The organism is Amycolatopsis sp. cmx-4-54, from assembly GCF_046548895.1.
In the GTDB taxonomy this organism is placed as follows: Bacteria; Actinomycetota; Actinomycetes; order Mycobacteriales; family Pseudonocardiaceae; genus Amycolatopsis.
In genome coordinates this window covers 145920-157786 of the sequence record NZ_JAEBEJ010000010.1, presented here as the reverse complement: position 1 = coordinate 157786, position 11867 = coordinate 145920, and the positions used below count along the sequence as shown (strand labels likewise).

11 protein-coding genes are annotated in these 11867 nt (G+C 68.1%); 6 read left to right on the top strand and 5 right to left on the bottom strand.

Going from position 1 to position 11867, the window contains the following annotated elements:
• Window positions 1-16 precede the first annotated feature (16 nt).
• On the top strand, window positions 17-1174 hold the full coding sequence (locus ACLJQ7_RS29935) for an epoxide hydrolase family protein (RefSeq protein ID WP_410651506.1): 1158 nt from the start codon (window positions 17-19) through the stop codon (window positions 1172-1174).
• On the opposite strand, the gene ACLJQ7_RS29930 is transcribed toward ACLJQ7_RS29935, so the two are convergent.
• Window positions 1167-2213 carry a winged helix DNA-binding domain-containing protein gene (locus tag ACLJQ7_RS29930; RefSeq protein ID WP_410651505.1) on the bottom strand — a complete coding sequence of 349 codons (1047 nt, stop codon included), beginning with the start codon at window positions 2211-2213 and terminating at the stop codon, window positions 1167-1169. The genes ACLJQ7_RS29935 and ACLJQ7_RS29930 overlap by 8 nt on opposite strands.
• Entirely contained in the window at window positions 2210-3196 is a 987-nt protein-coding gene (locus ACLJQ7_RS29925; protein WP_410651504.1) for a cation diffusion facilitator family transporter, read from the bottom strand. The genes ACLJQ7_RS29930 and ACLJQ7_RS29925 overlap by 4 nt, the downstream gene beginning before the upstream one ends.
• A 77-nt stretch (window positions 3197-3273) precedes the next feature.
• Here ACLJQ7_RS29925 and ACLJQ7_RS29920 point away from each other — a divergent pair, with 77 nt between their 5' ends.
• From ACLJQ7_RS29920 to ACLJQ7_RS29905, 4 genes are all read left to right on the top strand, one after another.
• Entirely contained in the window at window positions 3274-3645 is a 372-nt protein-coding gene (locus ACLJQ7_RS29920; protein WP_410651503.1) for an ArsR/SmtB family transcription factor, read from the top strand.
• Between the two features lie 19 nt (window positions 3646-3664).
• Window positions 3665-4045, top strand: coding sequence for a DUF6153 family protein (locus tag ACLJQ7_RS29915; protein ID WP_410651502.1), 381 nt, complete (start codon window positions 3665-3667; stop codon window positions 4043-4045).
• Window positions 4046-4092: 47 nt separating this feature from the next.
• Complete coding sequence (locus ACLJQ7_RS29910; protein ID WP_410651501.1) at window positions 4093-4680, top strand: DUF305 domain-containing protein; 588 nt, start codon at window positions 4093-4095, stop codon at window positions 4678-4680.
• Between the two features lie 235 nt (window positions 4681-4915).
• Window positions 4916-6133 carry a DUF222 domain-containing protein gene (locus ACLJQ7_RS29905; RefSeq protein WP_410651688.1) on the top strand — a complete coding sequence of 406 codons (1218 nt, stop codon included), beginning with the start codon at window positions 4916-4918 and terminating at the stop codon, window positions 6131-6133.
• A 767-nt stretch (window positions 6134-6900) separates the two neighbouring features.
• On the opposite strand, the gene ACLJQ7_RS29900 is transcribed toward ACLJQ7_RS29905, so the two are convergent.
• The 3 genes from ACLJQ7_RS29900 to ACLJQ7_RS29890 all read right to left on the bottom strand — a co-directional run bounded on the left by ACLJQ7_RS29900 (window position 6901) and on the right by ACLJQ7_RS29890 (window position 11138).
• Window positions 6901-7974: a SagB/ThcOx family dehydrogenase gene (locus ACLJQ7_RS29900; RefSeq protein WP_410651500.1), complete on the bottom strand. Its 1074-nt coding sequence runs from the start codon at window positions 7972-7974 to the stop codon at window positions 6901-6903.
• Window positions 7975-8027: 53 nt separating this feature from the next.
• A complete protein-coding gene (locus tag ACLJQ7_RS29895; protein ID WP_255432121.1) occupies window positions 8028-8150 on the bottom strand; it encodes a hypothetical protein in 123 nt (40 codons plus the stop codon).
• Window positions 8151-8231: 81 nt separating this feature from the next.
• Window positions 8232-11138: an AfsR/SARP family transcriptional regulator gene (locus ACLJQ7_RS29890; RefSeq protein WP_410651499.1), complete on the bottom strand. Its 2907-nt coding sequence runs from the start codon at window positions 11136-11138 to the stop codon at window positions 8232-8234.
• Between the two features lie 431 nt (window positions 11139-11569).
• Between ACLJQ7_RS29890 and ACLJQ7_RS29885 the strand changes: the two genes are divergently transcribed.
• Entirely contained in the window at window positions 11570-11848 is a 279-nt protein-coding gene (locus ACLJQ7_RS29885; RefSeq protein ID WP_410651498.1) for a YggT family protein, read from the top strand.
• The last annotated feature ends 19 nt before the right edge of the window (window positions 11849-11867 follow it).

Below are 11867 nucleotides of genomic sequence, written 5' to 3'. Positions count from 1 at the left end.
TCGTAACGTGGGCTTCATGGAAAACACCGACATCCGCCCCTTCCGCATCGACATCCCGCAGGAGCAGCTGGACGAGTTGCACGCGAAGCTCGACAGCGCGCGCTGGCCCGCTCCGCTCCCCGGCGACGGCTGGGACACCGGAGTGCCGGTGGCCTGGCTGCGCGGACTCGCCGAATACTGGCGCGACGGCTACGACTGGCGTGCCGCCGAACGGGAGATCAACCGCCACCCGCAGTTCACCACGGTCATCGACGGCCAGCGGATCCATTTCCTGCACGTCCGCTCGCCCGAAGCCGGTGCGACGCCGCTGATCCTCACGCACGGCTGGCCGGGTTCGGTGGTGGAATTCCTCGACGTCATCGGCCCGCTCACGGATCCGAAGGCGTACGGCGGTGACCCGGCGGACGCGTTCCACCTCGTGATCCCGTCCCTGCCCGGCTTCGGTTTTTCGGGCCCTGTCCCGGATTCAGGCTGGACCATGCCGCGGATCGGCCGGGCGTGGGCGGAGCTGATGCGACGGCTCGGGTACGAGCGCTACGGTGCGCAGGGCGGCGACCTCGGCGCTTCCGTGTCGCCGGAGGTGGCCAGGTCCGCGCCGGACAAGGTGATCGGCGTGCACGTCAACGGCGGGCTGTCCCCGATGCCGCCGATGTCGTTGTCGGAGGAGGAGCTCGCTTCGCTCACCGACGTCGAACGCGATCGCTTGAAGCGGATCGAAGCGTTCACGCAGGAGGAGTTCGGTTACATCGCGATCCAGTCGACGCGGCCGCAGACCCTCGGCTACGGGCTCGTGGACTCGCCGGTCGCGCAGCTGGCTTGGATCATGGACAAGTTCCGTGAGTGGACGCATCCGCGCCCGACCTTGCCGGAAGAGATCATCGACAAGGACCGCTTGCTGACCAACGTGATGTTCACCTGGCTCACCGGCACGGCTGCTTCGTCCGCGTACGTCGGTTACGCGCAGGCGGAAACCTGGGGAGCCGTCGAGAAGAACTCCGGAGTGCCGACGGCGGCGCTGATCTTCGCGCACGACGTCGGGATCCGGCGGTACTCGGAGGACGCCCACACGATCGTGCGGTGGACCGACGTCGATCGCGGCGGGCACTTCGCGGCGTTGGAAGAGCCCGACATCCTGGTCGCGGACGTGCGGGAGTTCTTCCGCTCCCTCAACTGACGAGGGCGGCCGTTTCCCCGAGGAAGCGGCCGTAATCGTCGACTTCGGACTCCAGTCCGGCGAGGGCGGACCGCGGAAGCGAGCCGAAGGGCTCCACGACGACCTTCGTCAGCTTCGCGGTCCGCTTGGTGTGCCACGTTCCGGCGATCCGGCCGTCGATCAGCACGGTCGGCGCGATCATCCCGCCGCCGGAGTTGACGCGGTTCGCCTCGGCCGGGTCGAGGAGCAGCTCTCGGTCACGGTAGCCCAGCAGGTACGTGTCGAAGGCGCCGAGCAGGCGCGGGGGGCACGGGGGAGCGGACAGCTCGGTCTCCGAGAGGGCGAAGGCGTTGCCGACGGGAACGGCGTCCAGTGCCGTGAAAGCCTTGCGGCAGAGGCCGAGTGGGAGCCCGGCCCAGGCGCTGAAGTCCTCGGCGGTCGCGACGCCGTAGGCGGTCAGGTACCGGTGGGCGAGTTCCGTATGCGGCTCGTCCGGCGTGCGGCTCTCGGTGACCCATTCGTCGAGGAGCACGTACGTCGGCTCTGTCCCGTCGTCCTGGCCTCGGCACAACAGCCCGCGGTTGGCCGCGTACGCCAGAATATGGGCGGGTGCCTGAGATTTCGCGTCGAGCGCGATGCCGTCGGCGGCCAAGCCGTCCAGGATCTCCCGGCGGGTGAGTGCCTTGCCCGGCAAGAGATCCTGGAGTTTGCCGAGCGCCCGTTCGCAGAGTTCGTCGGTGAGGTCCAGTTGCCTGCGCCGTCCCTGCCCCGCCTGGGCGTTGCGCGGGCCGAACAGCCGGTTCAGCCAGCGGAGATCAGCCGTCGGCACGAGATGCAGCGTCTTGCGCATCAGCCAAGTGCGCGTCACGGCGTGGGACGCGTCGACGTCCGGAGCGGTCAGCCCCTGGCTACGGGCCCGGATCGCGAGCCGGGCGGCAGGTGTCGACTGTGCTTGGACCGCGGCGACGGAGCCGACCACGGCGAGCACGTCCGCGGCCGGCGCGGTCAGCAGTTGCGCGTGGGCGCGGACGGCACGGATGTCGTTGTCGGACGGCGTCACCCACTGACGATCTCATGAGCGTGCGCCGGTTCGGTGTGCACGACCGCTTCCGCGAGCCGGGGGAGGACTTCACGCAGCCGCGCCTCGACGCGATGGGCCAGGTGATGCGCTTCGGTGACGCTCAGCCCGGCCTCGACCGACACCGCCAGTTCGGCACGCAGGCTGTGCCCGATCCAGCGCATCCGCAGGTCCCGCGTGCCGAGCACGCCGGGAACCTCGGCGGCCGCGCGTTCGGCGCGATCGACGTCGGCGGGGTCGACGGCGTCCATCAGGCGGCGGAAGACCTCCTTGGCCGCGTCGTGCAGGACGAACAGGATGGCGACGGTGATGGCGAGGCCGATGATCGGGTCGGCCATCGGGAAGCCGAACGCGACCCCGGCGGCGCCGAGCACGACCGCGAGCGACGTGAAGCCGTCCGTGCGGGCGTGCAGCCCGTCGGCGACCAGCGCGGCCGACCCGATTTCGCGGCCGACGGTGATCCGGTACCTGGCCACGAGCTCGTTGCCCGCGAAGCCGATGACCCCGGCCGCCGCGACCACCCACAGATGCTGGACCGGGCGCGGATCGAGCAGCCGGGTGACGGACTCGTACCCGGCGAGGAAGGCCGAGGCGGCGATGAGCAGGACGACGAGTACCCCGGCCAGGTCTTCGGCGCGGCCGAGCCCGTAGGTGTAGCGGCGGGTGGCGGCGCGGCGGCCGAGCAGGAAGGCGATGCCGAGCGGGACCGCGGTCAGCGCGTCGGCGAAGTTGTGGATCGTGTCGCCGAGCAGGGCCACCGATCCGGTGATCAGCACGAGCGCGAGCTGGGCGACGGCGGTGACGAACAGGGCGGCGAACGACCAGATCAGCGTCCGGACGCCGCGTTTGCTGGTCTCCAGCGCGGAGTCGACGCGGTCGGCGCTGTCATGGCTGTGCGGAGTCAGGAGGTGCCGGAGACGGCTCTTTGCCGTCCGGTGGCAATGACTGTGCCCGTGCCCGGTCATTGTCCTCACCTCACTGTACTGCTATCTGCGCAGTCATGCAGATACGCAGGTGGAAGGGTAGCGGGTATCCTCCCGGCATGCACGAGTCGGTCCCGGATTTCGAGATGCCCACCGAGGAGCAGGTCCACCTGGCCGCGGAGACGTTCCGGCTGCTCGCGGATCCGACGCGGGTCAAGGTCCTCTGGGCGCTGCTCCAAGGGGAGTCTTCGGTCGCCTGTCTCGCGGACCTGGCGGGCGCGGCGCCGACGGCGGTCAGCCAGCACCTCGCGAAACTGCGGCTCGCCGGTTTGGTCAAGGGGCGTCGCGAGGGGACGTTCGTCTACTACTCGGCGGCCAACGACCACGTCCGCAGCCTGCTCGCGCAGGCCTTGTTCCACGCGGACCACATCGATCGCGACATCCCCGCGCTGCATTCGGCGGGGAAACCCCACCGCCCGGCGACGCGCTGAATCCGGCTACGGTGGAGCCGTGACCCAGTCCTCGTACCCGGCCGCCCTGCGGTGGCTGTTGTTGTGCGCGGTGGCGCTGGGTCTGGTCGGAATGCACCACGTCGTCGCCGAATCCGGGCACGACGCGGGGCACTCCGCCGTCGCGATGGCGGATCCGTGTTGCGCGGACACGCCTTCGCACGACGGTGTTGGACATGATGGACACAGTGGACTGCACCTGTGTCTCGCGGTACTCGCCGCGGTCGTGCTGCTGATCGTCTCCTGGCTGCTCGTCCGGAATGGACGGACGATGGCCACCTGGAAGTCGAGGCGGGGTGGTGGTCCGGCGTCGGGCCGTAATCCGCCGCGCTGGAGACCGGTGCCCGAGAGATTGTCGCTTCTTCGCGTGTTGCGGGTGTGACAGGCGGGTTCGTCCCGCCCTGCCCGAAACCGATTCGAGGAAGAACCATGACCAGCAGGAAACTGGTCGGGGCCGCGCTCGCCGCCCTGGCCTCCTTCGCCGTGCTCACCGGCTGCGCCAGCTCCGACACCGCATCCACCGGGCACCCCGTGTCCACGGTGAAGGCGCCGGATCCCCGGCAGGCAGGCCACAACCAGGCCGACGTCACGTTCGCGCAAGGGATGATCCCGCACCACGAACAGGCGCTCGAGATGGCGAAACTCGTCGACGGCCGCACTCGCAACGCGAAGGTCGTCGACCTGGCCGCGAGGATCCGGAAGGCGCAGGATCCGGAGATCCAGCAGTTGAACGGATTGCTGAAAGGCTGGGGAGTGGCGCCGTCGGGCGAACACTCCGGACACGGCTCGGCGTCCGGCATGATGACCGAGGGTGATCTGGAGAAACTCGGCAAAGCCAAGGACGCCGCGTTCGACAAGCAGTGGCTCGAGATGATGGTCGAACATCACGAAGGCGCGCTCGAGATGGCGAAGACCGCCTTGCAACAGAGCAGCAACGCCGAGGTGAAGGCGTTGGCGCAGAAGGTGATCGACGGTCAGCAGGCCGAGATCGCCGAGATGCGGGCCCTGCTCGGCTGAGCCGGGACGGTGGCGCGGGCTCAGCCGGCCCGCGCCACCGCGATACGTTGCTCGAGTTCTTTCTTGTGGCACAGTTCTTGGCTTCCGGGGTGATGCCGGAAACTGCTGGTGGCTTTCTTTGTGGGAATCTTGCGTCAGCTGGCGCTTAACGTTGCTGTGTAAGGGAATTCTCGTGGATCCGGAAACTGTCGGTGGTGGGTTGTAGCTTGCGGGTGTGGACACACGCAACGCCACTGTGGCGCTACTCAGGGAAGTTACTTCGTCTGCTGTGTTGAGGGAGGTCAATGCTGGGTTGGGGTCGTTGGGGGATGGTGATGCTGTCGATGTGGCGGTGGCGGCGTCGGAGGGGATCGCGCGGTTGGAGGCGGTCCGGTTCCGCGCGCTCGCGCAGCTGGACCGTCACCGCGAAGGTGCCGCCAGTGTGGCGCAGGAGGTCGCGTTCGCACTGTCCGTTGTGGACGGTCACGCAGCGGGCCTCGTCTCCACAGCCGCGGCGCTGACCTCCCGGCTGCCGCGCACGCTGGGGTTGCTGGATCGCGGGCAGGTGGGTGGTTACGGGGCGATGAAGGTCGCCACAGCCACCGCGTGGCTGTCCGACGACGACGCCCGTGCGGTAGACGCCGTCCTGGAGGACCGTCTGCCGGACAGGAATTCGGAGCAGATCCGGAAGGCGGCGAATCACGCGGCGATGATGGCCGACCGTGACGGTGCCGCGCGTCGTGTGGAGCGGCACCGCGCCGGGCGCCGGTTGTCGATCCGGCACGGGGAGACCGGGGTCGCCTCGATCGAGGTCGAAGACGGACCGGTGGAGAAGGTCGCCGCCGCCTACACGCGGATCGATCGTGAGGCACGGGCGCTCAGGACCGGCGGGGAGACCCGCACCCTGGATCAGCTCCGCGCCGACATTGCCCTCGACCTGTTGCTGGGCGGCCAAGGCGGGAAGAGTGAACGGTCCGAGGTGTTCCTTTACATGGACCTCAACACCTACCTCGGGCTGAACGAGGACCCGGCGGAGGTGGCCGGGCATGGGCATATTCCGGCGTCGCTGGCCCGGCACATCGCGTCCGGCCCCGACACGGTGCTGCGGCGGATCATCACCGATCCGCTCTCCGGGCAGGTCCTGGATTTGGGCCGGGACCGGTATCGGCCGACGGCGGGGTTGGGTGAGTTCGTGCGGGTCCGGGACCGGGAATGCCGAAGACCCGGTTGCCACCGTCCCGCCCAAGCCTGCGATCTCGATCATTCGGTGCCGTGGCAGCACGGCGGGCACACCGCCGACACCGACCTGGTCGACTTGTGCCGCCGCGACCACCGCTTGAAAGACGAACCCGGGTGGGTGTACCGGCTCGGGCCGGACGGCACCCTCACCATCACCACACCCACGGGGCAGAGTTACGACAGCTCGCCGCCGCCGCTGCACGAACCCCGCACCGAGGAACCACCACCGTTCTGACTCCGTCGCCGAAAAATGGCCACGGTGCCGCGGCCGCGGTGGTGTGATCGGCGCATTCGTTCTCAGCTTCGTTACCGGAATACGGCTATGGCTGGGTTCCGACGTTTCGGCGTGGCTCGCCGCGCGGCTGTGCTGTGAGATGAGGTCGCCGAAATTCGGCCCTGGCTGAGACCCGAGATCTCGGTGCGGCTGTGGTCGCACCATCCACTACAGGGCAACGGTGCGAAGGTCCGTTGCCGAGATTCGGCTATGGCGCGGTCGTGCGTGTGGCCCGGGGTTCTCGGTGCGGCTGTGGTCGCAACGTCCGTGCTGGGCCGCGCTGCGAAGGTCGGTTGCCGAAAACCGGCTATGGCTCGGTCGTGTGTGCAGGTCCCAGGTTTTCGCTGCGGCTGCGGCTGCACCATCCACTGCAAGGGTCACGGAGCGAGGGTCCGTTGCCGAGCGTCGGCTGTGGTGCTGTCGTATGTGTAGGCCTGGGGTTCTCGGTGCGGCTGTGGTCGCAACGTCCGTGCCGGGCCACGCTGCGAGGTGTCGTTGCCGAAAACCGGCTATGGCTCAGTCGGGTATGCAGGCCCGGGATCGCGGTGCGGACGCGGCTGCACCATCCACTACAGGGCCACGAATCAAAGGTCCATCGCCGAAATTCGGCCACAGCCCGGCGGCACATGCAACCAGCGCGATCTGAGCGCAACGCAGCGACGTCCGCAGCGGCGACTGCCCCGCCGGTGCCCTCCGAAACACCGTCGCCGAAAAACGGCAAAGCCCACTCACAAACGTGTGCCCACCACCGACATGCCCAGCACCAGTTCGTTGGCCGGATCGCAGCCGAGCAGATCCTCGACCAGTTCGTCGCGAAGCGCCGCGGTGAACGTGACGTTCAGTCCCAGCGCGGTCGCCATCAGGTACACGGTCTGGCTCAGGTGGCCGACGTCCATCAGCAGTACCCGATAGGTGCGGCTCACCGGGTACTTCCATTGGTTGCGTTCGATGACGCTGGTGTAGATCAGCAGCGCGCCGGCGTTCCGGGTCCACTGCTGGTCGCCGGCGAGCGCGATCAGTTCGTCGTCGTCGATCTTGCTGTCCAGCGGCGTGAGGCGATGCCGGAAACCGTCGTAGTGGTAGGCACCCTGAAGCAGGCCCTCGACGTTCCTCGCGTAGACGTACACCTCTGTCGGATGCCGGGCTCCGCCCGACGGGCTCGTCTTGAAGATGTTCCCGGTGGTGGCGATGTCGGAATGCGTTTCGGGCCTCGTCGGCCGGGCCGCGGTAAGGAGTGCGCTCAAATTGCGCAGCCGCAAAGGTTCTTCGCCGAACTCGCGGACGCTTCTGCGTTGGGTCAGCGCGTCGCCCAAGGCGATCGCGTTCAAGGGTTCCGGTGACGGTTCGGGCAGCGCTATCGCGTCATGCTCGCCGGAAGGCCTCACCGGAGAGGGCGGAGGGCTGGCCTTCGCCTTCTCCAGCAAGGTTTGCGCCGTCATTTCGCTGGTCGTGAACTCGGTCTCCCGTAAGGAACGGGTGCCGAAGTGAAACGCCCGTGCGGACGTTCCCCAAGGGCCCCAATCTCGAAGGATCTCCTCTTCCCGTTGTTGCCGGGAAGAACCTTTGACCACCAGTACTTCATACCGGATCATCGCTCGCGCGATACGGACGAGCCTTTCCCCGATCTCGGGATTCTCGTCCGCGGAACGGACCGATTCCGGTTCTCGCCAAGAACTGAACCAACGCAGGACGCGTTCGGTTCCTTCGGCGAGTTTCAGCTGGCGATGGCCGAGGTGATCGTCCCAGACGACATCACCATCGGACCAATAGAGCGTTCCGCACGAGGAAACCCTGACCAGCATCGAATGTCTTGTGCCCCAGTCCCCAGTAATACTTTCCGAATACGTCAGGTCATTCAGCGTCGCGAGCGGAAAGGAGGCCCGCCGTGCGGCGGCGGCTCGAACCCACCCCAGGTGCTCTGCGCCTTGTACTCCGCTTCGAGCTCGTACAAGAACTCGTCGTCGTCCTCATCGTGCATGCCGTCGATCCTCTCCGTGAGGGGTTACTCCGGTCAAGCGAATATACCTACGCCAACAGAGTACCGGAGCAGAACCGACAATTACGCCGAGTAATCGTTCAGGCGCTGTTCGAGTTCGCGAACCTCGGGGGCCTCGGAAATGCCGAGATCGGTGTACAGGCGTAATGCGAAGCGGCGATGACGGTCCGCATTCAATCGATCACCGAGAATGTCGAACGCGAACGCCATCTCCTTGTGGGCGATGGGCAGCATGCTGCGATTCCCGGTCGATTCGAGCACTTCGACCGCGGTCGTCAACTGCCTGATCGCGAGCGCGCCGTCACCGAGTCCGCGTGAATTGATGCCGAGGGCGAGAAAACATTCCGCCTCGAGATCGGGTGATTCGTTCTCCTTGGCCAGGCGCAGTGCCTGGTCGAGTTCCTCGGCGGCTTCGGGATAGCGCCTGTTCTCGGTGTGGATCAGCCCGATCCGGTGCCTGGCGCGGGCTTCGATGAGCACGCTGCCGTGGGCATGGGCGGTCTCGCGGACCCAGCCGAGGTGTTCGATCGCCTCGTCCGACTCGCCCTTGAGCCAGTGGGTGACCCCCGAGTTCCCCCTGGCCCGGCACTGCATCCGGATGTCGCCGGTGGTCGATGCCAGTTCGAACACCTCGTTGAACAGCCGGTTCGCTTCGGTGAACTCGTTGAGCCGCCACAGGGTCAGCGCGTACATGTGCAGGGCCTGGTACTCGAGGACCACGTTCCCGGTGACCCGCGCCGCGGACAGGGCGAGGGTCTCCAGCTCCCTGGCCTGCCGGTAGTAGCCGCGGTTGTCGAAGTAGCGCCACACCGCCGAACAGAAGGGCACGAGGTCGGAGTACTGCTGATGGTTGTTCATCGCGACGGCCACCGGCAGCACGTTCTGCCATTGCGCGTCCATCCAGTGCGCCGCCTGGTCGTAGTCGGCGAAGGACTGTCCGAACTCGCTCTTCGGGACCTCGAGGCCGCCCGGCTCGTCTTCGGAGTCCGGATCGATGAACTCCATCGCGGCCGCGACGGTGCTGCGGTAGTAGTCGAACAGCCGCCGCATCATCGCTTCGCGCTGGTGCTCGGGCTCCTCGGCGAGCAGGAGCTCACGACCGTAGCTGCGGAGCAGGTCGTGCATCTCGTACCGGTCCATCGACGGCTGGCGCAGGAGGTTCACGTCGACGAGGCGTTCGGCGAGGCGGCGGGCTTCGCCGAGGTTCACTTCCGCCAAGGCCGCCGTCGAGTGGAGATCGAAAGCGGCGCCGGGATGATGGCTCAGCCGGCGGAACACCCGGCGTTCGGTGTCGGTCAAGTTCAGATAGGACACTCGGAACGCGCCCGCGACGTCGCGTTCGCCGGCGGTGAGCTCGCCGAACCGGTTCCGTTCGTCGCGCAGCTGCCTGGCGACGAAGTCGAGCGTCCACGACGCCCGCGCGCGCAGCCTGCTCGCCGTGACGGCCAGCGCGAGCGGGAGATCACCGCACAGGCTCGCGACCTGGTCGGCCGCGTCCGGGGATTCCCGCCGCAACCGCGAGGGCCCGACGATCCGGCCGAGCAGTTCCACGGCGTCGGCCCGGCTGAACGGTTCCAGCGAGAGCAGTTCGGCGCCGTCGAGGTCCACGAGCCGGGTGCGGCTGGTGATCAGTACGCAACAACTCGCCGAGCCGGGCAGGAGCGGGTTCACCTGCGCCGCCCCGATGGCGTTGTCCAGCACCAAAAGCACGCTTTTGCCGGCGAGGCAGCTCCGGAAGAGCGCCGCGCGCTGGTCGGTCGCGGCGGGAATGTCCGAACCCTGGATGCCGAGCGACCGCAGCAACGCCTCGAGCGCGGCGCCCGGATCGACCGGATCGCCCGCGGGCGAGAACCCTTCGAGGTTCACGAAGAGCTGCCCGTCGGGGAACAGCGGCGCGAGCCGGTGTGCGGCGTGGACGGCCAGCGCGGTCTTGCCGACACCGGGCATCCCGTCGATCGCGATCAGCCTCGGCCCCGCCGAGGAGCCGGCCTGGCCGATCTCGAGGACGGTCCGCAGTTCCGCGGCACGGCCGCCGAACGCGGGCAGGTCCGCGGGAAGCTGCGCGGGGCGGGGGAACAGCGCCTTCTGCGCGTCCGCGTCCTCGCGTCGTCCGCCGGTGTCCATTCCGGCCCGGAGCCCGCCGACGCCGTACCGGACGAGGGCGCCGTCCGTCATCAGTTCGGCGTCGGCGCGCAGGATCTGCTGGTGGAGCGCGCTCAGTTCGGCACTCGGGTCGACACCGAGCTCCTCGGCTAGCGCGACCCTGGTCCGATCGAACGTTCGGAGCGCGTCGGCGCCGCGGCCCGCCCGGTAGAGCGCCAGCATGGTGAGGCACTGCAGGGTCTCGCGCATGGGATGCCAGGCGGCGAGGTCGAAGGCCTCACGAGCCGCCGCTTCGGTTTCCCCGAGCCGGAGCCTCGCGCCGATCAGGAGTTCGCAGGCGGCCAGGCGTTCTTCGTCGAGGCGCCGGGCGGTCTGCTCGATGGCGTCGCCTTCGAGACCGTCGAACGCCGGGCCGCGCCAGAGCGAGAGCGCCTCCGCCAGTTTGGCCGCCGCCTGGGAGATCAGTCCGGCCGACAGGAGTTCGGCGCCCTGGTTGTAACCCGCTTCGAAGCGGACCGAGTCGAGCGAGGCGCTGCTGATGACGACGCGGTACGCCGAGCCGGTGGTGACCACGGCGGACCGGGCGACGCCGAGGTCGTGCCGCAGCCGCGCGATCGCGTTGCTGACCTGGCGGACCGCGGTCTTCGGCGGATTCTCCGGCCACATCGTGCCGATCAGGTACGACACCGGGACCAGCCTGCCCGCGTTGATCAGCAGGGCGGCGAGGAGGCGCTGTTCACGGCGTCCGCCCAGCCGGACGGGGACGCCGTCGACCTCGGCTTCGAGCGGGCCGAGAACGGAGAAGCCGAGCTGGGATGGGCCGCCGGTGGGCGATCCCGCCGAATCGGGTAAACGATCAGCGGTCATATGCGACTATGTCGTCCGAGACCGTGAGCGTGCTCACGCACTACCTCCAGTCCGTTCGGCGGCTGACCGGCACCCTAGCCCACCGCTTCGGCCTCCAGCCACATCGGCGCGGGGGACGCCTTACGGCATTCGGCCTAACGGGCGGTCATCGGGCTGCCCTGGAACCGGTTCGATTCTACGCCCGGCCACTCCTGAACTGCGCGAATGCCCTGTGGTGGAGAGCCGATGTAATTCCGATGCAGGCCCTTGGAAAGCTGAAGGCACAGCTGGCGGATCGGCGCGACGGGGCAGCGCGCCGAACCGCGTGTAGGGGCTCCGCGGCGGTTGGCCTTCGAACTGGGGGTGGCCAACCGCCCTGGTAGCCCTTTCTTCCTGTCACAGGTTGCTCCCAGCAAGGCGCGGCACACTGGACCAAAGAGGAGTGTGCCGTCATGAGTGCTCTAGGTGATCTGCTGGGCTACCTGCTCACCCTGTTCCTGATCGTGCTCATCGTCCGGATGGTGCTCGACTGGGTCGTCACCCTCGCCACCCGTCCGCCCGGCTGGGCCTTCCGCGCCCGCGGGATCGCCCATCGGCTGACCGAGCCCGTGCTGGCGCCGGTCCGCCGTGTGGTGCGCCCGGTGCGGACCGGCGGAGTCGCGTTCGATCTCGCCTTCACCCTCGTGTTCCTCGGGGTCGTTCTCCTGCAGTCCCTCGCGTTCAGCCTCTGACCAGGTGTGATCGGCCGCG

Coding starts and splice junctions, on each gene's coding strand:
- ACLJQ7_RS29925 (WP_410651504.1), bottom strand. CDS start 3,196: ATGACCGGGCACGGGCACAGTCATTGCCACCGGACGGCAAAGAGCCGT.
- ACLJQ7_RS29890 (WP_410651499.1), bottom strand. CDS start 11,138: ATGACCGCTGATCGTTTACCCGATTCGGCGGGATCGCCCACCGGCGGC.
- ACLJQ7_RS29920 (WP_410651503.1), top strand. CDS start 3,274: ATGCACGAGTCGGTCCCGGATTTCGAGATGCCCACCGAGGAGCAGGTC.
- ACLJQ7_RS29900 (WP_410651500.1), bottom strand. CDS start 7,974: ATGCTGGTCAGGGTTTCCTCGTGCGGAACGCTCTATTGGTCCGATGGT.
- ACLJQ7_RS29885 (WP_410651498.1), top strand. CDS start 11,570: ATGAGTGCTCTAGGTGATCTGCTGGGCTACCTGCTCACCCTGTTCCTG.
- ACLJQ7_RS29895 (WP_255432121.1), bottom strand. CDS start 8,150: ATGCACGATGAGGACGACGACGAGTTCTTGTACGAGCTCGAAGCGGAG.
- ACLJQ7_RS29935 (WP_410651506.1), top strand. CDS start 17: ATGGAAAACACCGACATCCGCCCCTTCCGCATCGACATCCCGCAGGAG.
- ACLJQ7_RS29910 (WP_410651501.1), top strand. CDS start 4,093: ATGACCAGCAGGAAACTGGTCGGGGCCGCGCTCGCCGCCCTGGCCTCC.